General features: G+C 73.8%; 27 protein-coding genes. 19 read left to right on the forward strand and 8 right to left on the reverse strand.

Annotated features, from left to right (window positions below; genetic code table 11):
• The first annotated feature begins 320 nt into the window (after positions 1-320).
• The 6 genes from ACSNOB_RS10055 to ACSNOB_RS10080 all read left to right on the forward strand — a co-directional run bounded on the left by ACSNOB_RS10055 (position 321) and on the right by ACSNOB_RS10080 (position 3,078).
• Complete coding sequence (locus ACSNOB_RS10055) at positions 321-878, forward strand: MauE/DoxX family redox-associated membrane protein (RefSeq protein ID WP_436686333.1); 558 nt, start codon at positions 321-323, stop codon at positions 876-878.
• Positions 875-1,426, forward strand: coding sequence for a hypothetical protein (locus ACSNOB_RS10060; RefSeq protein ID WP_393105490.1), 552 nt, complete (start codon positions 875-877; stop codon positions 1,424-1,426). Before ACSNOB_RS10055 ends, ACSNOB_RS10060 begins: the two co-directional genes overlap by 4 nt.
• Positions 1,419-1,733, forward strand: coding sequence for a hypothetical protein (locus ACSNOB_RS10065; protein WP_393105488.1), 315 nt, complete (start codon positions 1,419-1,421; stop codon positions 1,731-1,733). The genes ACSNOB_RS10060 and ACSNOB_RS10065 overlap by 8 nt, the downstream gene beginning before the upstream one ends.
• A 77-nt stretch (positions 1,734-1,810) precedes the next feature.
• Complete coding sequence (locus ACSNOB_RS10070) at positions 1,811-2,386, forward strand: hypothetical protein (RefSeq protein ID WP_436686335.1); 576 nt, start codon at positions 1,811-1,813, stop codon at positions 2,384-2,386.
• On the forward strand, positions 2,383-2,769 hold the full coding sequence (locus tag ACSNOB_RS10075) for a hypothetical protein (protein ID WP_436686336.1): 387 nt from the start codon (positions 2,383-2,385) through the stop codon (positions 2,767-2,769). Before ACSNOB_RS10070 ends, ACSNOB_RS10075 begins: the two co-directional genes overlap by 4 nt.
• Positions 2,770-2,820: 51 nt before the next feature.
• Positions 2,821-3,078 carry a hypothetical protein gene (locus tag ACSNOB_RS10080; protein ID WP_393105482.1) on the forward strand — a complete coding sequence of 86 codons (258 nt, stop codon included), beginning with the start codon at positions 2,821-2,823 and terminating at the stop codon, positions 3,076-3,078.
• Positions 3,079-3,171: 93 nt separating this feature from the next.
• On the opposite strand, the gene ybaK is transcribed toward ACSNOB_RS10080, so the two are convergent.
• Together ybaK and ACSNOB_RS10090 are read right to left on the reverse strand one after the other, a co-directional pair.
• The gene (gene ybaK / locus ACSNOB_RS10085; protein ID WP_436686337.1) at positions 3,172-3,651 is read right to left on the reverse strand and encodes a Cys-tRNA(Pro) deacylase; all 480 of its coding nucleotides are present in this window, start codon (positions 3,649-3,651) and stop codon (positions 3,172-3,174) included.
• A 119-nt stretch (positions 3,652-3,770) separates the two neighbouring features.
• Entirely contained in the window at positions 3,771-4,955 is a 1,185-nt protein-coding gene (locus ACSNOB_RS10090; protein WP_436686338.1) for a THUMP-like domain-containing protein, read from the reverse strand.
• 249 nt (positions 4,956-5,204) lie between these two features.
• Between ACSNOB_RS10090 and groES the strand changes: the two genes are divergently transcribed.
• The 3 genes from groES to ACSNOB_RS10105 all read left to right on the forward strand — a co-directional run bounded on the left by groES (position 5,205) and on the right by ACSNOB_RS10105 (position 8,077).
• A complete protein-coding gene (gene groES / locus ACSNOB_RS10095) occupies positions 5,205-5,519 on the forward strand; it encodes a co-chaperone GroES (RefSeq protein ID WP_088998427.1) in 315 nt (104 codons plus the stop codon).
• A 70-nt stretch (positions 5,520-5,589) separates the two neighbouring features.
• On the forward strand, positions 5,590-7,236 hold the full coding sequence (groL, locus tag ACSNOB_RS10100; RefSeq protein ID WP_436686340.1) for a chaperonin GroEL: 1,647 nt from the start codon (positions 5,590-5,592) through the stop codon (positions 7,234-7,236).
• A gap of 193 nt (positions 7,237-7,429) precedes the next feature.
• Entirely contained in the window at positions 7,430-8,077 is a 648-nt protein-coding gene (locus ACSNOB_RS10105) for a DUF998 domain-containing protein (protein WP_436686341.1), read from the forward strand.
• 68 nt (positions 8,078-8,145) lie between these two features.
• Here the strand turns inward: ACSNOB_RS10105 and ACSNOB_RS10110 are convergent, their stop codons facing one another.
• Positions 8,146-8,529, reverse strand: a complete 384-nt coding sequence (locus tag ACSNOB_RS10110) for a WhiB family transcriptional regulator (protein ID WP_393105474.1) — start codon at positions 8,527-8,529, stop codon at positions 8,146-8,148.
• 253 nt (positions 8,530-8,782) lie between these two features.
• On the opposite strand from ACSNOB_RS10110, the gene ACSNOB_RS10115 reads away from it, so the two are divergent.
• Positions 8,783-9,610, forward strand: a complete 828-nt coding sequence (locus tag ACSNOB_RS10115; RefSeq protein WP_436686342.1) for a response regulator transcription factor — start codon at positions 8,783-8,785, stop codon at positions 9,608-9,610.
• Between the two features lie 47 nt (positions 9,611-9,657).
• Here ACSNOB_RS10115 and ACSNOB_RS10120 read toward each other — a convergent pair whose 3' ends face one another.
• Positions 9,658-10,068 (reverse strand): DUF5319 domain-containing protein, encoded by a 411-nt coding sequence (locus tag ACSNOB_RS10120; RefSeq protein WP_436686343.1) that lies wholly within the window; start codon positions 10,066-10,068, stop codon positions 9,658-9,660.
• Between the two features lie 184 nt (positions 10,069-10,252).
• On the opposite strand from ACSNOB_RS10120, the gene guaB reads away from it, so the two are divergent.
• The 4 genes from guaB (at position 10,253) to ACSNOB_RS10140 (ending at position 15,985) form a co-directional block, all read left to right on the forward strand.
• Positions 10,253-11,815 (forward strand): IMP dehydrogenase, encoded by a 1,563-nt coding sequence (gene guaB / locus ACSNOB_RS10125; RefSeq protein ID WP_436686344.1) that lies wholly within the window; start codon positions 10,253-10,255, stop codon positions 11,813-11,815.
• Between the two features lie 29 nt (positions 11,816-11,844).
• Positions 11,845-12,963, forward strand: coding sequence for a GuaB3 family IMP dehydrogenase-related protein (locus tag ACSNOB_RS10130; RefSeq protein ID WP_436686345.1), 1,119 nt, complete (start codon positions 11,845-11,847; stop codon positions 12,961-12,963).
• Between the two features lie 49 nt (positions 12,964-13,012).
• A complete protein-coding gene (locus tag ACSNOB_RS10135) occupies positions 13,013-14,422 on the forward strand; it encodes a M1 family metallopeptidase (RefSeq protein WP_436686347.1) in 1,410 nt (469 codons plus the stop codon).
• A 105-nt stretch (positions 14,423-14,527) separates the two neighbouring features.
• On the forward strand, positions 14,528-15,985 hold the full coding sequence (locus ACSNOB_RS10140) for a M1 family metallopeptidase (protein WP_436686348.1): 1,458 nt from the start codon (positions 14,528-14,530) through the stop codon (positions 15,983-15,985).
• A gap of 6 nt (positions 15,986-15,991) precedes the next feature.
• On the opposite strand, the gene ACSNOB_RS10145 is transcribed toward ACSNOB_RS10140, so the two are convergent.
• Positions 15,992-17,119 (reverse strand): LCP family protein, encoded by a 1,128-nt coding sequence (locus ACSNOB_RS10145; RefSeq protein ID WP_436686350.1) that lies wholly within the window; start codon positions 17,117-17,119, stop codon positions 15,992-15,994.
• A 135-nt stretch (positions 17,120-17,254) separates the two neighbouring features.
• Here ACSNOB_RS10145 and ACSNOB_RS10150 point away from each other — a divergent pair, with 135 nt between their 5' ends.
• Positions 17,255-18,952, forward strand: a complete 1,698-nt coding sequence (locus tag ACSNOB_RS10150; RefSeq protein ID WP_436686351.1) for an FAD-dependent oxidoreductase — start codon at positions 17,255-17,257, stop codon at positions 18,950-18,952.
• Positions 18,953-18,968: 16 nt separating this feature from the next.
• On the opposite strand, the gene ACSNOB_RS10155 is transcribed toward ACSNOB_RS10150, so the two are convergent.
• Both ACSNOB_RS10155 and ACSNOB_RS10160 read right to left on the reverse strand, forming a co-directional pair.
• On the reverse strand, positions 18,969-19,994 hold the full coding sequence (locus ACSNOB_RS10155) for a Brp/Blh family beta-carotene 15,15'-dioxygenase (RefSeq protein ID WP_436686353.1): 1,026 nt from the start codon (positions 19,992-19,994) through the stop codon (positions 18,969-18,971).
• A 31-nt stretch (positions 19,995-20,025) separates the two neighbouring features.
• The gene (locus ACSNOB_RS10160) at positions 20,026-20,724 is read right to left on the reverse strand and encodes a bacteriorhodopsin (protein WP_436686354.1); all 699 of its coding nucleotides are present in this window, start codon (positions 20,722-20,724) and stop codon (positions 20,026-20,028) included.
• A gap of 405 nt (positions 20,725-21,129) precedes the next feature.
• Here ACSNOB_RS10160 and guaA point away from each other — a divergent pair, with 405 nt between their 5' ends.
• A complete protein-coding gene (gene guaA / locus ACSNOB_RS10165; RefSeq protein WP_436686355.1) occupies positions 21,130-22,683 on the forward strand; it encodes a glutamine-hydrolyzing GMP synthase in 1,554 nt (517 codons plus the stop codon).
• Positions 22,684-22,690: 7 nt separating this feature from the next.
• Here the strand turns inward: guaA and ACSNOB_RS10170 are convergent, their stop codons facing one another.
• Complete coding sequence (locus tag ACSNOB_RS10170) at positions 22,691-22,993, reverse strand: PspC domain-containing protein (RefSeq protein WP_436686356.1); 303 nt, start codon at positions 22,991-22,993, stop codon at positions 22,691-22,693.
• Between the two features lie 144 nt (positions 22,994-23,137).
• Here ACSNOB_RS10170 and ACSNOB_RS10175 point away from each other — a divergent pair, with 144 nt between their 5' ends.
• From ACSNOB_RS10175 to ACSNOB_RS10185, 3 genes are all read left to right on the forward strand, one after another.
• Entirely contained in the window at positions 23,138-24,085 is a 948-nt protein-coding gene (locus ACSNOB_RS10175) for an NUDIX domain-containing protein (RefSeq protein WP_436686357.1), read from the forward strand.
• A 133-nt stretch (positions 24,086-24,218) separates the two neighbouring features.
• Positions 24,219-25,133: an NUDIX hydrolase gene (locus ACSNOB_RS10180; RefSeq protein ID WP_436686358.1), complete on the forward strand. Its 915-nt coding sequence runs from the start codon at positions 24,219-24,221 to the stop codon at positions 25,131-25,133.
• A 408-nt stretch (positions 25,134-25,541) separates the two neighbouring features.
• The gene (locus ACSNOB_RS10185; RefSeq protein WP_436686359.1) at positions 25,542-26,459 is read left to right on the forward strand and encodes a CDP-alcohol phosphatidyltransferase family protein; all 918 of its coding nucleotides are present in this window, start codon (positions 25,542-25,544) and stop codon (positions 26,457-26,459) included.
• Positions 26,460-26,492: the final 33 nt, after the last annotated feature.

Below are 26,492 nucleotides of genomic sequence, written 5' to 3' on the forward strand. Positions count from 1 at the left end.
CACGCGCAAGAGGGCCGGGGGAGGAGTTTGTTGGCGGCGGTAACAATTCCGCAACGCCGCCGACACGCCCGTCGCCGCTTCCCTGCGGGGGTGCCCCGGTGGCCGTCGTCGCTCCGGGCGGGTCGTCCCACGGTTCGGCGGCGTAGCCGCAGGCGGGAACACATTCCGTGACGATCTCTTGACGCAGGGCAGAAGTTCCACGAAGATCGGTCGCTATACATCGACATGCGTTCACGTTTCCCTCCGCATGGGAGCGCTGTCGACGCAGCTCACGGGGGTGTCTTCATGCGTGTTGAACGCTGCTCCGACCGGTCGCGCCGATGAGCGCCACCCAGCTCCTCGCCACCGCGTCGACCTGCCTGGTCTCGGCGGTCCTCGTCTGCTCCGGCCTCGGCAAGCTGGCCACGCCCAAGCACGCCCGCCAGCTCTTCACGGAACTCCTGCGCGTGCGCCGCAGCACGGCCCTCACGCTGGTGCGGGCGGTCGCGGTCGTCGAGACCGCCGTCGGTGCGGCCCTGCTCGTGCCGGCCGGCCGCCCGGCCGCCGCGGCGGCGACCGCCGCCCTGGGGGCCGGCTTCGCGGCGGCCGGTCTCGTGGGTTGGCAGCGCAGGACCACGTTGCCCTGCGGATGCTTCGGTCGCCCCGAAAGCCGTCCGCTCGGTGCGCGGAACGTCCTCGTCGGGCTCGCGCTCGTGGGCTTCGGCGTCGTGCTCCTCCTGGAATCACCGGCGGCCCTCCCGGCCGACCGGATGGCCGTCGTGGCCGCGAGTCTCGTCGCGGGCATGGCCCTGCTGCTGTGGCGCGGCATGGTCGTCGACCTGGTCCGGCCCCGAACGCGCCCGGCCGGCGCGGAGCTGACTAAGGAGATCGCTGGATGAGTTACCTCTTCGGGTTCGGATTGCTGGTGGTCGCGGGCGCCGTGGTGGTGCTCTTCGCGATGCTGGGCGAGCTGTACGCGCGCTCCGGCGGTATGGACGGCGCGGGTGCGCCCGGCGGCGGCAGCGGCACCGTCCGGCTGCTCGACGGGGCCCGGATCGGATCGCGGCCGGAACACTGGCCCGCCGGCCTGGCGGAGGTCGCCGACGCGGACCTGCGGGTGGTGCTGGTGTTCAGCACCTCCTGCAACAGCTGCGAGAAGGCGGCCGGTGAAATCGGCGACCTGGCCGACACGCGTGACTTCGCGGTCCTGATCTCGACGATCACCGAGGAACGCGGCGAGGACTTCATGAACCGGCACGAGCTGTCGGCAATGCCGCACCACATCGACGTGGGCGGTGAGTGGGTGGCTGGAGAACTGGGCGTCATGACCAGCCCGTCGGCGCTGGTATTCCGGCACGGGCGCCTGGTTTCGGCATTGTTGTTCACCGATATGGCGGCGCTCAGCGCCGCCGTCTTCCCGGTCAAGGAGGCTGTGGGGAATGAGTGAGGAGAAAATGACGGCGACAGGCCGTCGCGGGGGTAGCCGGCGAGGCTTCCTCGCCAAGATCGGCGCCGCCGGTCTGGTGGCGTCGGGGGCGGTCTTCGCCCGCTCGACGCCGGCGATGGCCGGCAACTACCAGTGCTGCAACCTCGTCTACGTCCCACCGAACATCTCGTACTCGACGTGCAGCTCGGCCACCTACAAGTACATCTGGTACTGCTCGGTCAACGCCTACCTGCACTGCAACTGCTGCGAGAAGAAGACCAGCTCGGGCAGCATCACCGGATCCGCCGCCCACTGCCAGTACAACTGAGCCCACCGATGGTCGTCTGGCTCGTCGTCGGCATCGCGGGAGCGGTGCTGCAGATTCTCAGTCCTTGAGGCCTCTCCATGGCTGGGGTCGCCAGCCCTATGTTGAGGCGGAACGTCCCTGAAGGACTTCGATTCCTGGCGGGCCTCGCGGTCGGCGGACTCGTCGCCGGAATGGTCCTCGCCGTTCCGGTGTACCTGGTCGGATCGGCGGTCGGAGAACTGGTCCCCGAGGAATGGCGGGTCGTGGCCCTCGTCGCGCTCGCGGTGCTGTTCGGCGTCCTGGACCTGCTCGACCGGACGCCGCACATCTGGCGACAGGTGCCGCAGCGACTGGTTCGGACCCTGCCGGCCGGCACGCTCGGGGTGGTGTGGGGAATCGACCTTGGTCTGCTCTTCACCACGCAGAAGACCACGTCGCTGATCTGGTTGGCCACGGCGGGCGTCGTGCTCGTCGCACCCGGGTCCGCGCCGCTGGTGCTGGTCGTCACGGCCCTCACCGTGACCCTCCTGGTCACGCTCTGGAGTCTGACCAGGAAGGCCGCCGAGATCGAGCAAAGGAGTGACCGGGCATGGGTGAGTCGGGTTCGACGGGTCTCCGGAGCGGCGATGCTGCTGCTGGCGGTGGCCCTCGTGGTGACCGTCGTTTCTACGTGACCCCCACTCTGGAACCCGACACGACCCAGGGGCAGGTGGTGATCACCAGGTTCCACTGTGGTGACCTGGTGCGCCTGCTGGTCGTCCTGCTGTTGCACATCCGGGTGAAGCGGGACGTCCGCCGCCATGCCAGGGGTTTCCTCGGCATCAAGCTGCTGGTGCGGTGGCGGGAGCGGACGGTGTGGAGCATCTCGCTCTGGCGTGATCTCGACAGCGTCTACTCGATGGGCGAGGTGTCCAGGCACGTCGCCGCGTCGAGGGTGCCCGCGAAGCTCGGCGTCTCCACCAGTTGCGACATCTTCTGCCACGTCGGCGAGTGGACCCGGGTCATGTTCGGCGGCGGCCGGCGTCCGTCCCGGCTCGGCACTCGCACCGGGGAGTGATGTCCGAACACATGTGAGTAACAGGTTCTGCTGATCGGGAGGAGTCCCAAAATGCCTTTGCCAACCGACCGCGGCGTCGTCGTCATCGACGTCGAGGACGACGGCACGAGCACCGTGCGCATCTGCGCGGAGGTCGTCGACGGCGCACCCGTCGACGTCTTCGCGGAGCACCACGGCGCCGTCCACGTCCGCGTGCACAACGACGTCCCGATGTTCACCCAGGGGCGGCGTAGCGTCTCCAAGCGGATCGCCGAGGTCTACGACGACAACGGCACGATCAACGTCGGCCGGGTTCGCGGCGCGGCCTGATCCGTTCGCGGGGCGCGGGGGAGGGATCCGTCGTGCCGGCGGGCCGTCCCCCGCGCGTCCCCGCACCCGCCCCGCGCGTCCGGCCGCCGCCCGTCAGCGGGTGGACAGCGGGGCGACCCGCGCGTCCGTCAGGGCCACCAGGTCGGCCGGGGCCAGTTCGACCTGGAGGCCGCGGCGGCCCGCCGAGACGTACACGGTGGGGTGGTCGAGCGCCGAGGAGTCGAGCACCGTGGGGAGACGCTTGCGCTGCCCGAGCGGGCTGATGCCGCCGCGCACGTAGCCGGTCGCCCGTTCGGCGACCGCGCGGTCGGCCAGGGCGGCCCGCTTGCCGCCGACCGCCGCCGCGAGCGCCTTGAGGTCCAGTTCGCCGCTCACCGGCACGACCGCCACGGTGAGCGCGCCGTCGACCTCGGCGACCAGCGACTTGAACAGCCGCTCGGGCGGCACCCCCAGCGCCGCCGCGACCAGCGCGCCGTAGTTCGGCGCGTCCGGGGAGACGTCGTACGGATGGGTGCGGTGCGTCACCTTCCGCTTCGCCAGCAGCGCGGTCGCCGGAGTGCCCTGTCCCGCCATGGCCGCCACGCTAACCCGGCGTCGCGCGGCGGCGAAAGCGGAGGACGGCCGCAAGCCCCGGGGCGGGACGGGACCGGACGCCTCGGCCGCGGCGCGCCGGACGCGGGCCGGGCCGGCGCCTATCCGACCGGCCGGCAGACCAGCACCGTCGGCGCGCCGGCCACCCGGGTGAGCACCAGGCTGGCCGCCTCGTCGCCGGCCAGCCGCAGGTCCCGCCGCAGCTTCTCCGGCTCCAGCGCGGACCCGCGCTTGAGGATCTCCACGCGTCCGACCCGGCGGTCCCGCAGCAGGGCCCGCAGCCGCTTGAGCGAGAACGGCAGCACGTCGGTGACCTCCAGGCAGCGGGCGAAGGGGGTCGCCGCCGGGGCGTCCGCGTAGAGGTAGGCGATGCTCGGGTCGGCCAGCGTCGCGTCGAGGGCGTCGGCCAGCTCCGCGACCAGGTGCGCGCGGACCACCGCCGGGTCCGGGTCGTACACGAAGCGGCGCGCCGGCCCGACCGGTGCCTCGGCGTCGCCGGAGCCGGTCAGCTCGTGCGCGACGTCGCCGCGCAGCAGGGTGGCCCGGCGGGGGACCCGGGCGAGCCGGCCGCACCACAGCGCGGCCTCGACCAGGTCGCCGTCCGCGCTCACCCACTCCGCCTCGGCGCCCGCCGGGATCAGCGCGTGGTCGATGCCGGGCGCCACCTTCACCACCGTGTACGGCACCCGCCCGGCCAGCCCGACGACGAAGTCCCAGGGCGGGGAGTAGGCGTTCGGGTCGAAGATCCGCCGCCCGGTGCCCGCCCTGCGCCGCGCCGGGTCGCAGAACACCCCGTCGACCCGGCCCACGTCGAAGGCCGTGGCGTCGCCGCACTCCACCGTGAACAGCTCGGCCAGCCCAGCCGCCTCGGCGTTGGCGGCGGCCATCGCGGCGGTCACCGGGTCGGCCTCCACTCCGTACACCCGGATGCCGGCCCGGGCGGCGGCGAGCGCGTCCGCGCCGAGGCCGCAGCCGAGGTCGGCCAAGGCCCGCACGCCGGCCGCGCGCAACCGGTCGGCCCGCCGGTCGGCCACCGGCCGGCGGGTGGCCTGCTCCAGCCCCGCCCGGGTCAGGAACATCCCCGCCGCCGGCGGCCCGAACTTGCCGACCGCCCGGCGGCGCAGCTCGGCCTGGGTGAGCGCGGCCGCCGCCAGCGCGGGCGGCATCCCGGCCGAGCGGAGCGCGGCCGCCGCGGCCAGCGGATCGCCGCCGGCCACCCGCGCCGCCGCGGCGAGCGCGGCCGACCCCTCGGGCGTACGCAGGGCGGCGAGCTGGTCGAGGTCCACCCGGTCATTCTCGCCGCCCGGCCCGACGCGCCGCCCGGCGGGTTGGCACTCTCCTTGACGGAGTGCTAGCCGAGGAATAACCTGCGATTAGCACTCTCACCCTGAGGGTGCCAGCTTCCGGGCCGTCAGGTCCGGGCGCTGAACGCCAGGCGGACCGGCACCCGCGACGACGGCCCCGCCCGGTGGCATGTGGCAGATTGACGCCGGTCGGCATGCCGTCCGGTAACGAAACCAGTACCCCAGGAGGGTATGCCCGTGACTACCGCGACCAAGGTTGCGATCAAGCCGCTCGAGGACCGGATCGTGGTCCAGGCGAACGAGGCTGAGACCACCACGGCGTCGGGCATCGTGATCCCCGACACCGCCAAGGAGAAGCCGCAGGAGGGCACCGTCCTCGCTGTCGGCCCGGGCCGGATCGACGACAAGGGTAACCGCGTGCCGGTCGACGTCAAGGTCGGCGACACCGTCCTCTACTCGAAGTACGGCGGCACCGAGGTCAAGTACGCCGGCGAGGAGTACCTGGTGCTCTCCGCCCGCGACGTCCTCGCGGTCATCGAGAAGTAAGCAACCGATCAGTGTCGTTGCCCCGGTCCGGCTCGCCGGGCCGGGGCAGCGTCGCTTCGAAGGGACATTCATGGCGAAGATCCTGAGCTTCTCGGACGACGCCCGGCACCTGCTCGAGCACGGTGTCAACGCCCTCGCGGACGCGGTCAAGGTGACCCTCGGCCCGCGCGGGCGCAACGTCGTCCTGGACAAGAAATTCGGTGCGCCCACGATCACCAACGACGGCGTGACCATCGCCAAGGAGATCGAGCTCACCAACCCCTACGAGAACCTCGGCGCGCAGCTGGTCAAGGAGGTGGCGACCAAGACCAACGACGTCGCCGGCGACGGGACCACCACCGCCACCGTGCTGGCCCAGGCGATGGTCCGCGAGGGCCTGCGCAACGTCACGGCCGGCGCCAACCCGGCCGGTCTCAAGCGGGGCATCGACGCGGCGGCCGCCAAGGTCTCCGAGGCGCTGCTCGGCCGCGCGGTCGAGGTGGCCGACAAGGAGTCGATCGCGCACGTCGCGACGATCTCCGCGCAGGACGCCACCATCGGTGAGCTGATCGCCGAGGCGATGGAGAGGGTCGGCCGCGACGGCGTCATCACCGTCGAGGAGGGCTCCGCCCTGCACACCGAGCTGGACGTGACCGAGGGTCTCCAGTTCGACAAGGGCTTCATCTCGCCCAACTTCGTCACCGACGTGGAGGGTCAGGAGTCGGTCCTGGAGGACCCGTACATCCTGATCACCACCCAGAAGATCTCGGCGATCGAGGAGCTGCTGCCGCTGCTGGAGAAGGTCCTCCAGAACAGCAAGCCGCTGCTGATCATCGCCGAGGACGTCGAGGGCCAGGCGCTCTCCACCCTGGTGGTCAACTCGATCCGCAAGACCCTCAAGGTCTGCGCGGTCAAGGCCCCCGGCTTCGGCGACCGCCGCAAGGCGATGCTCCAGGACATGGCGATCCTCACCGGCGCCGAGCTGGTCGCCCCGGAGCTGGGCTACAAGCTCGACCAGGTGGGCCTGGAGGTGCTCGGCAGCGCCCGCCGCGTGGTGGTCGACAAGGAGAACACCACCATCGTCGACGGCGGCGGCCAGGCCAGCGAGGTCGCGGACCGGGTGGCCCAGATCCGCAAGGAGATCGAGGCCTCGGACTCCGACTGGGACCGGGAGAAGCTCGCCGAGCGGCTGGCCAAGCTGTCCGGCGGCATCGCGGTCATCAAGGTCGGCGCGGCGACCGAGGTCGAGATGAAGGAGCGCAAGCACCGCATCGAGGACGCGATCGCCGCGACCAAGGCCGCGGTCGAGGAGGGCACGGTCCCCGGCGGCGGTGCCGCCCTGGCCCAGATCCTGCCGGCGCTCGACGACGACCTCGGCTTCACCGGCGACGAGAAGGTCGGCGTCTCGATCGTGCGCAAGGCGCTCGTCGAGCCGCTGCGCTGGATCGCCCAGAACGCCGGCCACGACGGCTACGTCGTGGTGCAGAAGGTCGTCGGCAAGGAGTGGGGTCACGGCCTCGACGCCGCCACCGGCGAGTACGTCGACCTGGCGAAGTCCGGCATCGTCGACCCGGTGAAGGTGACCCGCAACGCGGTCAGCAACGCCGCGTCGATCGCCGGCCTGCTGCTCACCACGGAGAGCCTCGTGGTGGAGAAGCCGGAGAAGGCCGAGCCGGCCGCGGCCGGCGGTCACGGCCACGGGCACGGTCACGGCCACCAGCACGGCCCGGGCTTCTGACCCTCGCCGTACCTGGGACACAGGGCGCGCCGTCCTCGCCGACGGCGCGCCCTGTGCGTTGCGCGGCCGGTGTCGGTCGGGCGCGGCCGTCCGCGGTCGCGGGTGGGGCCTCGGGCGGAGGTATGCCCAGCCCCACCCCGAACCACCACCCAGGCCCAGTGCGTGCCGCGCCCGCTGGCGGTGGGATGGACGCATGCCTTCGATCCGTCGAGGCGCCGCGTGCTGGTTGCTCGTCGCGCCGTTCTTCCTCGTCGCCAACGTGGCCGTCGGCCGGGCCTGGCGACATCCGCCGTACCGCTGGACCACGCACAACATCAGCGACCTCGGAAACGTCGGTTGCGGGTGGTGGGATCCCGCCCGGCCGCGGGAGGTCTGCTCGCCGTGGCACCACCTGATGAACGGGGCGTTTGTCGCCACCGGCGTCCTGCTGGCGCTCGGGGTCCTGCTCACCTGGTCGGCGCTCGGGCGCGGCGCGGCGACCCGGTGTGTCCAGTCGGCGGTCCTCGCGGCCGGCGGTGGCTACGTCCTGGCCGGGGCGTACCCGGCGGACGTCAACGAGGACAATCACGTCCTGGGCGCGTTGCTGATCTTCGTGGTGGGCAACGGCGGCCTGCTGGCGGCGGCGCTGGCCGGTCGGGGCACCGTGCTGGGTCAGACGCGTGGCCTGAGCCTGGCGCTGGGAGTCACGGGACTGGCCGGGACGGTGCTGTTCCTGGCCGGGGTCGACGCCGGGTTCGGGGTGGGCGGAATGGAACGGGTGGCCGTGTTCCCGCTGTTCGTCTGGGTCGCCGGCTTCGGGCTGCGACTGCTCGTCCGTGAACCGGAGGCCGCCGTCCGTTGATCCGGACACGCGGACGCCGCGCCCCCCGGGGCGGGGGCGCGGCGTCGGTGTGGTCCTCGGGCGCGGGCTCAGGCGATCTTGCGCTGGGCGGGGACGGTCGACTTGTGCGGCCGGCCCAGGCGGGCCTCCAGCCGGGCGACGTCGACCCGCGTCTGCCGGCGGTCGGCCAGGTCCTCCCAGCCGACGGCGAGCAGCCGCAGCCGCTCCGACTCGCTGAAGCCGCCCCACACGCCGTACGGCTCCCGGACGGAGAGGGCGTGCGCGGCGCACTCGGCCCGGACGGGGCAGGCGCGGCAGACGGCCTTGGCGCCGGACTCGCGGCGCAGGCGCGACGAGCCGCGCTCGCCGTCGGGGTGGAAGAACTGCGCGCTGTCCCGGCCCCGGCAGGCACCGAGCCGCTGCCAGTCCCAGAGGTCGACGATGGGTCCGGGCAGTCTACGTACGTTCGACATCAGCACCCCTCCTCCCGCGCGGCACCGCGCAGATCCACGTGAATCGGCGTCCGGGCGGCGATCCGCGCAGGCGCGCCGTTTCCGGCCTGGATGCTCCCTACCCGAGCTTTCCCCGGCTCACACTTCTGTGATCGAAAACCTCGGTCAACTCGCGGCTTATGCCCTACTTGTCGGAAAAGTTCGGAGGATTGCCGGGAACCTCCTCGCGACCCGACTCGGCCGTGGTCTGCTCGTGGGCGGAGAGGAGACCACTGTGCGTACGGTTCTCGTGTGCGTTCGGACACCGCTTGCGGCGCAGCATCTGACGTCCGCGGCGGCGCGGCTGGGGCTGTCCGCCGTGGTGCGGACCGCCGTCTCCGATCCCGAGGTGATGTTGCGCCTGGCCGAGCGTCCGGCCGACGTGGTGCTCGCCGACACGGCCCTCACCCGGCCGGACAGCGCGGGCTTCGTCCGCCGGGTGCTGGCCCGCGCCCCGCAGGCCTCCGTGCTGCTGTTCGGCACGGAGGAGTCGGAGGCCGCCGCCGCGACCATCAGCGCCGGCGCCCGGGGCCTGATCCAGGGCGCCGACCACGACCTGACCAGCGCGGTGGCCAAGGCCCTGCTGCTGCTCGCCGCGCCCGGCCGGGCCACCCGGCCCCGGATCACCGATCCGGCCCGGGACACCGCGGCGGTCGGCGGCCCCGTCCGCGCCACCCAGGCCGGCCGGTCACCGGCCGATCCGGGCCCCGCCTGGTCGACGCCGCCGGCCGACGGCCCGGGCGGGGGCCCGACCGTGGTGCCGGCGCAACGCGGCGACGACCCGGCCGAGCCCGCCGGCGAGCCGGCCGACGCCGTACCCGCGGGGCAGCAGCGGGCCGCGTCCGGCGCGCGCGCCGGACGGTCCCAGATCGGGCTGACCGAGCGTGAGCTCCAGGTGCTGCTCGGCATGGCGGAGGGCAAGAGCAACGCCGAGATCGGCCGGGAGCTGTTCGTCTCGGAGGACACGGTGAAGACCCATGCCCGGCGGCTGTTCCGCAAGCTCGGCGCGCGGGACCGCGCGCACGCCGTGGCGGCCGGCTTCCGCGCCGGCCTGGTGGCCTGAGCCCACCCCGCCGGCCTGGTGGCCTGAGCCCACCGCGCCGGCGAGGGTCAGCGGTCGGTGCCGGGCTCCTCGTCGGCGCCCTCGGTCAGGGTGTCGTGCACGCCGTCCGCGTATCCCCGCGCGTAGTCCCAGGTGACGTAGTGGTCCGGGTCGGGGTCGTAGGCCGGCTCGTGCACCCGGGGTCGCCCGGAGCTGAGCAGGTGCCGCAGGTTGCCCCGGAGCAGGTCCCAGTCGAAGTAGTGCGGCTCCCGGCAGTCCTCACACTCGATGACCAGCCCGCGCACCCCGATCGGCGCCAGCAGCGCCTGGTAGATCTCCAGGTCGGCGAGATCCTCCAGCACGTCCTGCCGCTCGACGTCGGTCAGCGGGTCGAGCGGGGCGTCGTCGCCCGGATCGTGCAGGCCGGCGGCCGGGTCGGCCGGGTCGCCGTTGAAGGGGTCGATGGGCTCGTCGTGCACCCCCTCACCGTAGACCCAACGCCGGGGCCGCGTCCGCCCCCGGGCGTCGGTGACCTGGGCCGCCACCGACGGGGCCGGCCCAGGTCAGTGGGTACGATGGGACGACGCGCCGTCACCCGGCGTGCGCCGGTGCCCGCGCGCGCCGCCTCGCTGAAGCCCGTCCGAGCAGCTCAGGGGAGCAATCGTGGAATTTTCGCCCAGCACCGATCTGCCGACCGGCGCCGACAACGGCGAGTTGGGCGGCCACCTGCCGGAGCTGCCCGCCGGCTCGGCCCGGGTCGTGCCGCTCGGCCTGACCTTCGACGACGTGCTGCTCCAGCCGGGCGAGTCGGACGTGGTGCCCAGCCGGGTCAACACGGTGACGAAGCTGACCCGCAACATCGACCTGAGCATCCCGCTGCTGTCCAGCGCGATGGACACGGTGACCGAGGCGCGGATGGCGATCGCGATGGCCCGCCAGGGCGGCATCGGCGTGCTGCACCGCAACCTCTCGCTGGAGGACCAGGCCCTCCAGGTCGACCTGGTGAAGCGCTCCGAGTCCGGCATGATCACGAACCCGGTGACCGCCAGTCCCGACGACACCCTGCGGGACGTCGACGCGCTCTGCGGGCGCTACCGCATCTCCGGCGTGCCGGTGGTGGACGGCGAGGGCCAGCTGGTCGGCATCGTCACCAACCGCGACATGCGCTTCGTCTCCGACCCGGCCACCCCGGTCCGCGAGATCATGACGCGCACCCCCCTGGTCACCGCCCCGGTCGGGGTCAGCAAGGACGACGCCCTGGGCCTGCTGCGCCAGCACAAGGTGGAGAAGCTGCCGATCGTCGACGAGTCCGGCCGGCTGCGCGGGCTGATCACGGTCAAGGACTTCACCAAGAGCGAGCAGTACCCGAACGCGACCAAGGACGACGCCGGCCGGCTGCGCGTCGCCGCCGCCGTCGGGGTGGGCGACGACGCGTACAAGCGGGCCCGGACGCTGGTCGACGCGGGCGTCGACGTGCTGATCGTGGACACCGCGCACGGCCACCAGCGGGCGGTGCTGGACATGGTCCGCCAGCTCAAGAAGGACGTGACGATCGACATCGTGGGCGGCAACGTCGCCACCTACGCCGGTGCCAAGGCGCTGGTCGAGGCGGGCGCCGACGGCGTCAAGGTCGGCGTCGGCCCGGGGGCCATCTGCACGACCCGGATCGTGGCCGGGGTGGGCGTACCGCAGATCACCGCCATCATGGAGGCCGCCCGCGCCGCGCGACCGGCCGGCGTACCGGTGATCGGCGACGGCGGTATCCAGTATTCGGGCGACATCGCCAAGGCGCTGGTCGCGGGCGCCGACACGGTGATGCTCGGCAGCCTGCTGGCCGGCTGCGAGGAGAGCCCCGGCGAGCTGATCTTCATCAACGGCAAGCAGTACAAGGCATACCGGGGCATGGGCTCGCTCGGCGCGATGCAGTCCCGGGGCCAGGGCAAGTCCTACTCGAAGGACCGCTACTTCCAGCAGGACGTGCTCGCCGAGGACAAGCTGGTCCCCGAGGGCGTCGAGGGCCAGGTGCCCTACCGCGGCCCGCTGTCCGCGGTCGCCCACCAGCTCATCGGCGGGCTGCGCGCCGCGATGGGCTACGTCGGCGCGGAGAGCATCCCCGAGCTGCACCGCCGGGGCCAGCTCATCCGGATCACCGCGGCCGGGCTCAAGGAGAGCCACCCGCACGACATCCAGATGACCGTCGAGGCGCCCAACTACCACTCCCGCTGACCATCCCCCTGCGACAACTGGAGTCCCCCATGCGTGACGTGGTCGAGATCGGGCTGGGCAAGACCGCGCAGCGCGGTTACCACCTGGACGACATCGCCATCGTGCCGAGCCGCCGGACCCGGGACGTCGACGACGTCTCCACGGCCTGGCAGCTCGACGCGTACCAGTTCGGCATCCCCTGCGTCGGGCACCCCTCGGACGCGACGATGAGCCCGGCGTCCGCCGTCCGGCTCGGCCAGCTCGGCGGCCTCGGCGTGCTCAACGTCGAGGGCCTGTGGACCCGCTACGAGAACCCGGCCAAGGTCCTGGAGGAGCTGTCCGCGCTCGACGAGGACGCCCGCACCACCAAGCGGCTCCAGGAGGTGTACGCGGAGCCGATCCGCCCCGACCTGATCGCCGAGCGGGTCCGCGAGCTGCGCGCCGGCGGCGGGACGGTCGCGGTGCGGGTCAGCCCGCAGCACACCCTGGCGCTGGCCCCGGTGATCCTCGACGCCGGCGTGGACATCCTGGTCATCCAGGGCACCATCGTCTCCGCCGAGCACGTCTCGACCACCGACGAGCCGCTCAACCTCAAGGAGTTCATCGCCGACCTGGACCTCCCGGTCATCGTCGGCGGTTGCACCGACTACAAGACGGCGCTGCACCTGATGCGGACGGGCGCGGCCGGCGTGATCGTCGGCATCGGCGGCGACGAGTGGTCCACCACCGAGTCGGTGCTGGGCATCCGGGTGCCGATGGCGACCGCGATCGCCGACGCGGCGGCGGCCCGCCGCGACTACCTCGACGAGACCGGCGGCCGGTACGTACACCTGATCGCCGACGGCGACATCCAGACCTCGGGCGACATCGCGAAGGCGCTCGGCTGCGGCGCGGACGCGGTGATGCTCGGCGAGCCGCTGTCGCTCTGCGCGGAGGCGCCGGCCGGCGGCGCCTGGTGGCACTCGGCGGCCAGCCACCCGTCCCTGCCCCGGGGCGCGTTCGAGGCGGCCGGCGAGCCGCTCGGGTCGATGGAGCAGCTGCTCTTCGGCCCGGCCGACGAGCCGGACGGCCAGCTCAACCTCTTCGGTGGGCTGCGCCGCGCGATGGCCAAGTGCGGCTACCGCGACCTCAAGGAGTTCCAGAAGGTCGGCCTGGTCCTCGACCGCTGACCTGCGCAAGCAGCACCACCCGCACCGGCCGCGCCGATAGGCTCGGCCGGTGCGTCGTACTCACGGCCGGCTCCGTCCGGCGCTCGCCGTCGCCGTCGCCGCCGCGCTGGTCTTCACCTCCTGCACCGAGGGCGACGAGCGGGGCGGCTTCCGGCCGGGGGCGGCCGACCTCGCCGACCCGTACGTGCCGGGGGCCGGCAACGGCGGCTACGACGTGGACAACTACCGGCTCGCCGTCCGCTACGACCCGCCCACCGACCGGCTCACCGGGCGGGCCGTCGTCACCGCCACCGCCACCGCGCCGCTGTCGCGGTTCAACCTGGACCTCGCCGGGCTGGACGTGTCGCGGGTGACCGTCGACGGTGGGCCGGCCGGGTCCGCCCGCGACGGCGACGAGTTGGTGGTCACCCCGCCCGACGGCCTGCCGCGGGGCGCCCGGTTCACCGTCGAGGTGGACTACTCGGGCGTGCCGACCGCGAAGGCCGACGGTCAACTCGGCAGCGGCGGCTTCCTGCACACCGACGACGGCGCGATCGCGCTCGGGCAGCCCTGGTCGGCGGCCGCCTGGTTCCCGGTCAACGACCACCCGGCGGACAAGGCCACGTACGACATCGAGGTGACCGTCCCGGACGGGCTGGCCGCGCTGAGCAACGGGGTGCCGGGGGAGCGGACGCGCGCCGACGGCTGGACGACCTGGCGGTGGGCCGAGCGGGCGCCGATGGCCAGCTACCTGACCACCCTCGTGATCGGCGACTACCGGGTGCAGACCGGCACACACGCCGGCCGGCCGATGGTCACGGCGGTGCCGGCGAGCCTGCCGGCGGCCGGCCCGGAGGCCGCCTCGTTGGCCCGCACCGGCGAGATCGCGGACTTCCTGGCCAGCCGGTTCGGCCCGTACCCGTTCGACTCCTACGGCGGGGTCGTGGTCAGCGACGGCCGGGTCGGCTACGCGCTGGAGACCCAGTCCCGGCCGGTCTACGGGCCGGGCTTCTTCCGGGGCGGGCGACCCAACCCGGGCGTGGTCGCGCACGAGCTGGCCCACCAGTGGTTCGGCAACAGCGTGGCGCTGAGCCGGTGGCGCGACATCTGGCTCAACGAGGGCTTCGCCAGCTACGCGGAGTGGCTGTGGGAGGAGCACGACGGCGGCCGCACCGCGCAGCGCAACTTCGAGCTGGAGTACGCCGCCACCGACTGGTCGCGCCCGGTCGTCGACCCTGGACGGTCGGGGTTGTTCGGCACGGCCGTCTACAAGCGCGGGGCGCTGACCGTGCACGCGCTGCGCCGCACGGTCGGCGACGACACGTTCTTCCGCATCCTGCGCACCTGGACCGCCGAGCGGCGGGGCGGCAACGCCACCACGGAGGACCTGATCGCGCTGGCCGAGCGGGTGTCCGGGAAGTCCCTGCGGCCGTTCTTCGACGCCTGGCTCGTCGGCGGTACCGCCCCCGCCCTGCCCTGACGCGGCTTCCCGGCGCGCTCGGTAGGCTGCCGCGGACCGGCGGGGCGCGGCTCCGGCACGGGTCGCCGGTGGGGCAGCCGGCGGCGCAGGGGAGGGGACGAGGCGATGACGCTGTCGCGGCGGGTTCTGCGCGCGGGCACCGGCCTGCTGCTGAGCGGGGCGCTCGGGTTGACCGGGTGCGGGTCGGACGACGAACCGGCCCCGGCCCCGGCCGCCGCGTCGTCGAGCGCGGCCCGCCAGTTCAAGCCCGGGGCGGCGGGCGTCGGCGACGGATACTTCCCGACCTACGGCAACGGCGGCTACGACGTCAGCCGCTACACGGTCAAGGTCCGCTACGACCCGGAGAAGGACCGGCTGACCGGCACCACCACCCTCCAGGCGGCGGCGACCGGCGACCTGTCCTCGTTCAACCTGGACCTGGCCGGGCTGACCGTGCGGTCGGTGACGGTGGACGGCGCTCCGGCGAAGCACAGCCGCAAGGACGACGAGCTGGTCATCACGCCGGCCAGCGGCCTGATCGCGGGCAACGGCTTCGTCGCCGAGGTCGCGTACGAGGGGGAGCCGGAGCCGCTGCGCAACGAGACCCTGGGCGTCGGGGGCTTCCTGCACACCGAGGACGGCGCCATCGCGCTCGGCCAGCCCGAGTCGGCGAGCACCTGGTTCCCGGTCAACGACCACCCCTCCGACAAGGCCACCTACGACTTCGAGATCACCGTCCCCAAGGGGCTGACGGCGGTCGGCAACGGGGTGCCGGCGGGGCGGAGCACGGTCGGCGGCTGGACCACCTGGAAGTGGGCCGAGCGCAGCCCGATGGCGAGCTACCTGAGCACCGTGGTGATCGGCGAGTTCCGGATCACCGAGAGCGAGCACAAGGGACGGCCGGTGTTCCACGCGGTCACCACCGACCTGCCGGAGGGCGCGGCGGACCGGTCGATCGCCGACACGGTCGAGGTGGCCGACTACCTGGAGACCGTCTTCGGGCCGTACCCCTTCGGGTCGTACGGCGGCGTGGTGATCTCCGACGCCCGGATCAGGTACGCCCTGGAGACGCAGAGCCGCCCGGTCTACTCGGCGGGCTTCTTCCGCGCCGGCGAGAACACCGGGGTGGTCGCGCACGAGCTGGCCCACCAGTGGTTCGGCAACAGCGTGTCGCTGACGAGGTGGCAGGACATCTGGCTCAACGAGGGGCTGGCCACGTACGCCGAGTGGCTCTGGGCCGAGCACGACGGCGGGCGCACCGCCCAGCAGGCGTTCGACGCCCGGTACGCCGGCTCGTCCGGTGAGGTCTGGCGGACGCCGCCGGGCGAGCCGGGGGTGGAGAACCTGTTCAGCGAGTCGGTCTACCAGCGGGGCGGGATGACCGTGCACGCGCTGCGGGTGGCGGTCGGCGACAAGGCGTTCTTCGAGATCCTGAAGACGTGGACGGCGCAGAAGCGCGACGCCAACGCCACCACGGCCGAGTTCGTCGCGCTGGCCGAGCGCATCTCGGGCGAGCAGCTCGACGAACTCTTCGACGCCTGGCTGCGCGGCACCGAACGCCCCGCCCGGCCCGAGCGCCTGTGACGGCGGTCAGTCCCTGACGCGCAGCTCGGGGTGGGCGGCCAGGTACGCGTCCGCCCGGCCGGCGCGCAGCTCGGTGAGGAACTTCCGGCCGGTCGGTTTGAGCTGCTCGCCCCGGTAGGCGCTGCCCCGGCCCACGCCCTCGCCGGGCAGGCCGACCAGCACGAACCGGTCCGGCGGCAGCCCGCCGAGGGCGTACGCGACGTCCACGACGCGCGGCCCGCCGACGTAGACCAGCGTCTCGCCGAGGGCGTCGACCACCTGCTGGACGCGCTCCGGCTGTCGGGCCAGGTTCTCGTCGAGGATCTTGGTCACCAGCGCCTTGACCAGCTGCTGCTGGTGGCGCTGCCGGGCGTAGTCGCCGCCGGTGATGTAGCGCTGGCGGGCGTAGTCCAGCGCCTGCCAGCCGGTGAGGTGCCGTTCGCCCTTCTCGTACACCATCTGCGGCCCGACGTAGCCTCCGCCGCCCGGCGCGGGCTCCCGGTGCCGGCCGTCGGGGCGGCGGTGCAGCGACACCACCCGCTGGTCGACGTAGAGGTCCACCCCGCCGAGCTGGTCCACGAGCTTGTCGAAGCCGTTGAAGGTGAGCACCGCGCCGGCGTCGATGCGCAGCCCGGTGTAGCCGCTGACCGTGCTGCGCAGCAGCTCGTACCCCTGGGCGGTGCTCGGCTGTTTGGGCTTGCCGGGCACCCGGCTGCCGTAGCTCATCGCGTGGGTGAGCTTGGTCTTCCCGCCGCGGTAGCCGGCCTTGGGAAAGGCCGGGATGTCGACCAGCAGGTCGCGGGGGAGGGAGAAGAGGTACGCCCGGTCGAGGCCCTTCGGCACGTGGACCACCAGCACGGCGTCGCCGTGCGGCTCCCAGCCGGGCACGCTGACCCGGGTGTCGACGCCGACCAGGAGGAGGTTGAGCGGGCCCGTGATGCCGGCGCCCGGCGGCGCGGTCGGGCTCGCCGTGGCGCCCGGGGTGGCCGGGCCCGGCGTCCCGGTGGCGACGGTCGGCCCGCTCGGGCGCCGCGGCTCCTCGTCGCCGACCAGCCGGGTGGTCACGAGGGCGCCGACGCCCAGCAGGGCCAACGCCGCGAGGACGGCCAGCCCCAGCAACCACCTCGGGCGCTTCCTCCCGGTCCCCTGAGCCATGCGACACCCCCGTGTGAGACAACGTGCGGACTCCGGGCCCGGGTTCGGGTGGGCGTCCCCGGATCGACGGACGGGAGCATGATCGCGCGGAAACCGGTGCTGGCGCGATGGCTACTCAGCGGTAATGATGCGTTCATGCGGTACGACGTGGTCGTCATCGGGTCGGGCTTCGGCGGCAGCGTCACCGCGCTCCGGCTGGCCGAGAAGGGCTACTCGGTCGGCGTGCTGGAGGCCGGGCGGCGCTTCGCCGACGACGAGTTCCCGCAGACCTCCTGGCGACTGCGCCGGTTCCTCTGGGCGCCCCGCCTCGGCTGCTACGGCCTGCAGCGGCTCACCCTGCTCCGGCCGGCCGACCGGAGGGCCGGCGGCGGCGTGCTGGTGCTCTCCGGGGCCGGGGTGGGCGGCGGCTCGCTGGTGTACGCGAACACGCTCTACGAGCCGCTGGACGCCTTCTACGCCGACCCGCAGTGGCGGGACATCACCGACTGGCGCGACGAGCTGGCCCGCCACTACGACCAGGCGAAGCGGATGCTCGGCGTCACCACGTACCCGCTGGTCACCCGGACGGACCGCGCGATGCGGGCGGTGGCCGAGCGGATGGGGGTCGGGCACACCTTCCACGCCACCCCGGTCGGCGTGCACCTCGGCCGGCCGGGCCAGCGGGTCGCCGACCCGTACTTCGGCGGGGCCGGGCCGGAACGCACCGGCTGCACGCACTGCGGCGGCTGCATGACGGGCTGTCGGCACGGCGCGAAGAACACCCTGGTCAAGAACTACCTCTGGCTGGCCGAGCGGCTCGGCGCGCGGGTGCATCCGCTGACCACGGTGACCGCCGTCCGCCCCGCCGACGGCGGCGGGTACGCGGTGCACACCGTGCGCACCGGGGCCTGGCTGCGGGCGCGGCGGGAGGTGATCCACGCCGACCAGGTGGTCTTCGCGGCCGGCGCGCTCGGCACCCAGCGGCTGCTGCACGAGATGAAGGCGGAGGGCGCGCTGCCCGCGCTCTCGCCCCGCCTCGGCGAGCTGACCCGGACCAACTCGGAGGCGATCCTGGGCGCCTCGGTGCCCCGGCGGCGCGCCCGCGCCGAGGGGCTCGACTTCACCGAGGGGGTGGCGATCACCAGCTCGTTCCACCCCGACCCGCAGACCCACATCGAGCCGGTCCGCTACGGGCGGGGCTCCAACGCGATGGGGCTGCTCCAGTCGCTGCTGGTCGACGGCGGCCCGCGCCGGGTGCGCCGCTGGCTGGGCACGCTCCTGCGCCAGCCCGGCACGGCGGCCCGGCTGCTGTCGGTGCGCGGCTGGTCGGAGCGGACGGTGATCGCCCTGGTCATGCAGTCGGCGGACAACTCGCTGACCACCCGGTTCCGGCGTGGCCCGCTGGGGCGACGCCTGGTCTCCGGGCCGGGGCACGGCGCGCCCAACCCGACCTGGATCCCCGCCGGCAACCAGGCGGTGCGGCTGCTCGCCGAGGAGATCGGCGGTACGCCCGGCGGCGCGCTGACCGAGCCGTTCGACATCCCGATGACCGCGCACATCCTCGGCGGTGCGGTCATCGGCGCCACCCCGGCCGACGGCGTCGTGGACCCCTGGCACCGGGTCTACGGCCACCCCGGGCTGCACGTGGTGGACGGCGCCGCCGTCTCGGCGAACCTCGGGGTCAACCCGTCGCTCACCATCACCGCCCAGGCGGAACGCGCGATGTCGTTCTGGCCGAACCGGGGCGACGAGGACCCGCGGCCGCCGCTCGGTGAGCCGTACCGTCGGCTGGAGCCGGTGCCGCCCCGGCACCCGGCGGTCCCGGCCGACGCCCCCGGCGCGCTGCGGATGTGACCGGGCCCGGCACCCGTCAACGCGTCGGGCGTCGGAGCACGGGTACGCGCCGGTCCGTCCAGGCGACCAGCGCCGCGTGCGGGAGGGTCAACGCGGCCAGCACGGCGACCGCCGCGGGCAGCGGGTCCGCCCGCTGGCCGGGCCAGCTGACCAGGGCGAGCAGGGCGGTGACGGCGACCACCGTGGGAGCCGCCGCCTGCCGCGCGAAGCGACGCAGCGGCGGTCCGACCCGCCCGGCTCCCAGGTCGGCCGCGTTCCGCGGATCGTGGCGCAGCAGCCGGGCGACGTGGCGGCAGGAGTGCCAGGCCGCGAAGTACGCCCCGATGGCCAGGGACGGCGGCACGGTGCTGAACAGCGCGGCGAGGAGGACCGGCTGGACGGCGTCGCGGGCGCGTCCGGCACACGCGTCCCGGAGCGCGGTGGCCGCGACCGCGCACAGCACGGTGGCCAGTGCGAGCGCCCGCACCTCGACGGTGAGCAGGGCCGGCGCCTCCGGGGCCACCGCCGCCAGCAGCGGGTCGACCTGGTCCCGCCACAGCACCAGCGGGATGACCACCGGCGGTCCCCCGTACGCGAGCACGGCGGCCACCCTCGGCCGGATCGGCCGGCGGTCCCGCTCGGCGTGGAACGCCTCGTCGGCGGTGCCGAAGTGGACGACCGACACGGTGAGGAAGCCGACCAGCGCCAGGTCCGGCGCGGCCCGGAAGGCCGCCAGCCCGGCGCCGGCCACGGCCGTGTAGGCCGCCAGCAGCGCCACGCGCGCCGACAGCGGGCGGGCGCGCGCCGACAGCCACGCGGGCACCAGGTGGTCGACCGCGCCGTGCGGGAGCCCGAGGAGCAGTCCCCCGAGCAGGAAGGCCGGCGAGCTGCCCAGCCCGGCGGCGTCGATCAGCGGCGACGACGCCAGCAGCCCGCCGAGGGCGAGTTGCGACGCCGTCCCGGCGCGCCGCAGCAGCCGGTCCGGCCTCCGCCGGCCCTCCGCCGCGTCGGTCGCGTCCGGGGGCGGCCGTCGGGTCGGGGCGGGTGCCCGGCCGTCCCCCACCGGCGTTCGGGGGCCGGCCCCGCTGGCCGGGTCAGACGACGGTGAGGTGACCACGGTCGGACAGGGCGCGCAGCCGGCCGAGATCGAGGATGCTCCAGCCCACCTTCGTCAGGATGGACAGCAGGACGTAGAGCAGGCTGGTGGTGGCGGAGTCAACCAGGCCGACGCCGGCTGGGCCGATCATCCAGCACAGGGGGTAGCCCACCCAGAGCACGCTGAGCAGCAGGGCCGCCTCCGTGTACACCGCCGCGATCCCCTCCGGCTGGCGCCGCGCGTGGGTGCGTAACGGTCCCCAGATCAGGCCGTAGAGCCCGAGGAAGGCCAGGACGCCCATCGTGAACAGGGTGTAGCGGATCGTGGCGTCCGCCGCGAGTTCGGCGGTCAGCCCGCAGACGAAGACCACCAGGTTCGTCCCGGTGAGGGCGCTCGCCAGTCCCCAGCGGCGCCCGGGCAGCGAGTGCGTGGCGGTCAGCATCAGCGCCACCAGCAACAGGGGGGAGGTGACCGCCCAGTCGACGTACCGCGCCCAGTAGAGCGTGTGACCGGCCACCTCCGCCCGGCCGCCACCCAGCGCCAGGACCAGGTACCAGGAGCCGGACCAGAGCGGGACCGCGATCGCCACCCGGTACTCGCTGAGCGGGACTCCCCGCGGGTCCGCCCGCCACCGGCTGAACAGCACGACCCCACTCGCCATGGCGGCGACGTACATCCACAGCCACCACTCGGTCATGCCCGCTCCTCGGCCGACTCTCCGGCGCGCCGCGCCCACCCGGCTGCCGCGCTTCCGACGACCCGGGCGCACGCCGGGGGCGCCGTTGACCGCACCCGTCGGAGGCCTCGTGCGTGAGCCGGTGTCGGGCGGTAGGGACACCGTATACAGACCAAAAGCCGCATACATGCCTAATGGCTCCCGCCGGTCGGGCGGTGGCGGTGCAGCTCACGTGCGCGGTGGCCGAGATCACCTCCGGGGCGGCGCCCGGCGTCCGGCTCCGCGTCGTCGCGCTCGGCCCGGCGCCGCCGAGGGGTACGCGCGACCGCCGACGACGGCCGCGCCCGGCGACCTGGGGGTCGACCGCGGTGGTGTGGTGGCGGACCGGCGGGGGGCCCGGCGGCGTCGTCGGTAGGATTTGCTGCCATGAGCACGCCTCGCCCCGTCCTCGTGGTGGACTTCGGAGCCCAGTACGCCCAGCTCATCGCGCGCCGGGTGCGCGAGGCCAACGTCTACTCGGAGATCGTGCCGCACTCGATGCCGGTCGCCGAGATGCTGGCGAAGGACCCGGCCGCGATCATCCTCTCCGGCGGCCCGTCCAGCGTCTACGCGCCGGACGCCCCGCAGATCGACGCCGGCATGTTCGACTCCGGGGTGCCGGTCTTCGGCATCTGCTACGGCTTCCAGGCGATGGCCCAGGCGCTCGGCGGCACCGTGGCCCGCACCGGCAACCGCGAGTACGGCGGCACCCCGCTGCGCGCCCGCCCCGAGGCCGGCGTGCTGCTCCGCGAGCTGCCGGACGACCTGCCGGTCTGGATGAGCCACGGCGACTGCGTGACCGAGGCCCCGGCGGGCTTCACGGTGACCGCCGAGTCGGCGGGCGCGCCGGTCGCCGCGTTCGAGGACCTGACCGGCCGGCGGGCCGGCGTGCAGTTCCACCCGGAGGTCGGGCACACCGCGCACGGCCAGGAGATGCTGCGCCGCTTCCTCTACGACATCGCCGGCATCGAGCCGACCTGGACGCCCGAGAACATCATCGACGAGCAGGTCGCCCGGATCCGCGAGCAGGTCGGCGACAAGGAGGTCATCTGCGGCCTGAGCGGCGGGGTCGACTCGGCCGTCGCCGCCGCGCTGGTGCACAAGGCGGTCGGCGACCAGCTCACCTGTGTCTTCGTCGACCACGGCCTGCTGCGCGCCGGCGAGGCCGAGCAGGTGGAGAAGGACTACGTCGCCGCCACGGGCATCAAGCTCAAGGTGGTCGACGCGCAGGAGCGCTTCCTCGGCGCCCTGGCCGGGGTGACCGACCCCGAGCAGAAGCGCAAGATCATCGGCCGGGAGTTCATCCGGGTCTTCGAGGCCGCCGCGCGGGAGATCGCCGCCCACGGCGACGTCGAGTTCCTCGTCCAGGGCACCCTCTACCCGGACGTGGTCGAGTCCGGCGGCGGCACCGGCACGGCCAACATCAAGAGCCATCACAACGTCGGCGGCCTGCCGGAGGACCTGAGGTTCGCCCTGGTCGAGCCGCTGCGCACGCTGTTCAAGGACGAGGTCCGCGCGCTCGGCCTCCAGCTCGGCCTGCCCGAGGCGATGGTCTGGCGGCACCCGTTCCCGGGCCCCGGCCTGGCCATCCGGATCATCGGCGCCGTCGACCGGGAGCGGCTCGACCTGCTCCGCCAGGCCGACCTCATCGCCCGCGAGGAACTGACCGCGGCCGGCCTGGACCGCGGCGTCTGGCAGTTCCCGGTGGTGCTCCTCGCTGACGTGCGCAGCGTCGGCGTGCAGGGCGACGGCCGCAGCTACGGGCACCCCGTGGTGCTGCGGCCGGTCTCCAGCGAGGACGCGATGACCGCCGACTGGTCCCGGCTGCCCTACGAGCTGATCGCCCGGATCTCCACCCGGATCACCAACGAGGTCGCCGAGGTCAACCGGGTGGTGCTGGACGTGACGAGCAAGCCGCCGGGCACCATCGAGTGGGAGTGACCCGGCCTCACGCCGCCGGCGGGTAGGCCGGCGGCGTGGGCTGCGCCACGGTGGGCTGCGCGGGCTGCGCCGGGTGCGGCCAGGCGGGGGCGTCCGCCGGCTCCTCGGGCATCAGGAACCACATGATCGGGTACGCGAGCAGCGCGAGCCCGCCGGTGAGCAGGCCGGTGACCGCGAAGACCACCCGGACGAGCGTGGGGTCGACGGCGAAGTAGCGGCCGAGGCCGCTGGCCACCCCGGCGACCATCCGGTCGGTCACGGGGCGGCGGAGCTGCTTGTACGGGGGCTGGGGAGGGGCGGTGGAAGTCATGCCTCCACCATCCGCGCCGGCGACCCGGGCGACCTCGGTGACCGCCCGGAGCCGTACCCTGACCTGCCCCTGAGGCGCGAGTCTTGAGTCAGGAATCTGACTCTTTTCGATGGAGGTAACCCGGGCCGGGGAGAATTTGGCCCCGTGACCACCATGCTGGAGCCGCTCCGCAGGATCGCGGCATACGCAGTTTGTGCTGATTCAGTCGGCCGAGTGTTGCTGGTCCGCGCATCGGAGCGCTCCGGCACACCCGGCACGTGGTCGCTGCCCGGCGGGGCGGTCGATCACGGTGAGGACCCGAACCACACCGTCGTCCGCGAGACCGCCGCCGAGACCGGCCTCTCCGTCACCGTCGACGGCCTGCACGACGTGCTGGCCGACATGCGGGCCCTGCCGGACCGGGGCATCACCATCCACACCGACCGCCTGATCTACCACGTCTCCGTCCGGGGCGGGACGCTCGCCGACCGGGTCGACCGGCCGACCGACCTGGCCCGCTGGTTCACCCCGGAGGAGGCCCGCGAGCTGCCGCTGCGGTCGTTCACCGCGCGCGCCCTCGGCCTGCCCGCCTCGTCCGCCGACATCGTCCCGGACGAGCCGCCGGAGTTCCCCTCGTTCTACGCCGTGCCCGGCCCGGACGGTCTGCACCGTGCCCAGCGCTTCGCCGCGTACGCGGTGGTGACCGACCCGGACGGGCGGGTGCTGCTCACGCGGGTCTCCGACGGCTACCCGGGCGCGGGCTGCTGGCACCTGCCCGGCGGCGGCACCGACTACGGCGAGCAGCCGGGCGCCGCCCTGATCCGCGAGCTGGTCGAGGAGACCGGGCAGACCGGCCGCCTCGTCGAGCTGCTGGGGGTCGCCAGCCACCGGGACGCCGCGTCCCTGGGGCCCGAGGGCTACCCGATCGACTGGCACGGCGTCCGCGCCTTCTACCGGGTCGTGGTCGACCAGCCGGCCCCGCCCACCGTCGCCGACGTGGGGGGCTCCACCTGCGAGGCGCGCTGGTTCGCCCGCGAGGAGCTCGGCGCCCTGCCCACCGACCGCCTGACCGAGGTCACGGCGGAAGCCGTCCAGGCCGCCCGCCTGGCCTGACCCTGCGTCCCGCCTCCGTGGGCCCCGCCCGGCCTGCGTCGATCGTGAGGTCGTCCGGGCGGTACGCCGGGCCCGCTGCCGCTAACCTCATGATCGACGTGAGCGGGTCGGTGCGGCGGGGGAGTGCGGGCGGGTGGAGGAACGGCGACGGGTCGGGGCGTACGGGGTCTGTCGGGGCTCGGACGGGCGGGTGCTGTTGACCCGGGGTGCGGCCTCGTGTCCGTTCCCCGGGGTCTGGCAGTTGCCCGGCGGCGGGTTGGAGCACGCGGAGGATCCCGCGCACGCCGTGGTCCGCGAGTTCGCCGAGGAGACCGGCCTCGCCGTCGAGGTGGCCGGCGTGCGGGCCGTGCTCGCCGACGTGACGACCTTCCGTGACCTCGGTGTCGCGGTGCACACCGACCGCCTCGTCTTCGACGTGACGGCCCGCGACGGCGAACCGCGCCCGGAGCCGGCCGGCGGCAGCGACGAGGTGGCCTGGTTCACCCCCGACGAGGCGGCGGCGGTGCCACTGATGCCGTTCACCGCCGAGCTGCTCGGCCTTCCCGTCGCGCCCCTGCCGGCGGACCTGCCCCGGTCACTGCCCCGCGAGGGCCCGCCGCCGGCCGACCGGCGGCAGCGCTTCGGGGCGTACGGGCTGGTGACCGACCCGGCCGGGCGGGTGCTGCTCACCATGATCGCGGACGGCTACCCGGGCGCCGGCCGGTGGCACCTGCCCGGCGGGGGCACCGACCACGGCGAGCAGCCGGTCGCCGCGTTGCTGCGCGAGCTGGTCGAGGAGTCCGGCCAGCTCGGCCGGGTGGTCGAGCTGATCGGCGTGAACAACCTGCACAACCCGGCCGCCCTGGGGCCGGAGGGGCGTCCGCTGGACTGGCACGGCATCCGGGTGATCTACCGGGTGGCGGTCGACGCGCCCACCGAGCCCCGGGTGACCGAGCTGGCCGGTGGATCCACCGCCCGGGCCGGCTGGTTCGCCCCCGAGCAGCTCGCCAACCTGCCGCTCACGGAGATCGCCGCCGTGGCGCTGGGCCGCCGGTCGCCCCGCCCGTAGGGGCGTCGGCGGTAGGGACGTCGTTCCTCGTCGGCGACGGTCCGTAACCGAACACCGGGGCAGGCGGCACGCGCTCGCCGCGCCGCCGGCGAGGGCGTCCGGTACATTCGATGTGGGGTTGGTGGAGGAACGGGCGATGGAGCCCGAGATGGGAATAGAAGAGCGGTTCGCGCGGTTCAGGGAGATATAAGTACCGCCGGCAGCTATCGCCAATCCCCGTTCGCCTATGCGATGGTGTACTCCGCAAAATGGCTGCCGGGCCAGGAAGGTCCGGCACGAGACAGCCGGACACCCGCCTCCGTGGCGGTCAGCCGATCCGGTGATGGAGGAAACGTGCCGAGAGCCCCATGGCGCCGGCGTCGTACGACTGACAGTCCGCGTCCCGCAGGACGTCGCTGGGCTGGCCCCTTGCGCCGCAGCAGCACATTCGCCCGGCAGGTGCTGCTGGTCCGGGTCGGCCGCCGCGACGGCGACCTGCGCGACGCCACCGACCTGTCGCTGCCCGAGCACCGCTACGCCGACCGGCCGCGCCGCCGCTACGGACCGAGCCGGTTCCAGCGCGCCGAGGTCGAGTCGATCGTCCCGGTCAGCCCTGCCCTCGCGCCCGCGACCCCGGCCGACGAGCCCGCGATGTCGATCCCGCTGCTCCCCGGCGAGCGGACGGTGGCCCGCCGGATGAAGTTCGCGGTGGTCAACGCCTGCACCCTCAGCAGCCTGATGCTCGGGATGCTGGCGATCTTCCTGGCCATGCAGGGCGAGGTGCGCATCGCCGCGCTGTGCCTGATCGCCTGCGTCGTCTTCGACGGCCTCGACGGCGCGCTCGCCCGCAAGTTCGGCGTGGCCAGCCCGTTCGGCGCCCAGATGGACTCGCTGGCCGACATGTGCTCGTTCGGCCTGGCCGCCCCCGTGGTGGTCTACGCCTCGCTGGCCGGCTCGGTCTCCACCCCGGCGGCCGCGGTGGCGTGTGCCCTCGTCGCGGCCTGCGCGGCCATCCGGCTCGCCCGGTTCAACGTCTCGCCGAAGGACGGCCGCTTCTTCTGCGGGGTGCCGACCACGATGGCGGCCGCCGTCCTCGCCCTGACCGTGGCCATCGGGCTGCCGGTGCCGGGCACGGTCCAGGTCGCCGGCGTGGCGCTGCTCGCCTTCGCCATGGTCTCCAGCTTCCCGTACGCCAAGCTGGCCCGCCTGGTCAAGCTGCCGCCGTGGCTCTGGCTGGCCCCGGTGATCGGCGCGCTGATCGACATCCGGCTCACGTTCGCCCTGATCGTGGTCGGTTATCTGGTCAGTGGCCCGGTGCTCTGGCTCCGCCAGCGCCGCACCGCCTGACCCCACGTACGCGAGAAGGGGGGGGGGGGGGGG

The organism is Micromonospora sp. URMC 106, assembly GCF_051386395.1.
GTDB lineage: Bacteria > Actinomycetota > Actinomycetes > Mycobacteriales > Micromonosporaceae > Micromonospora.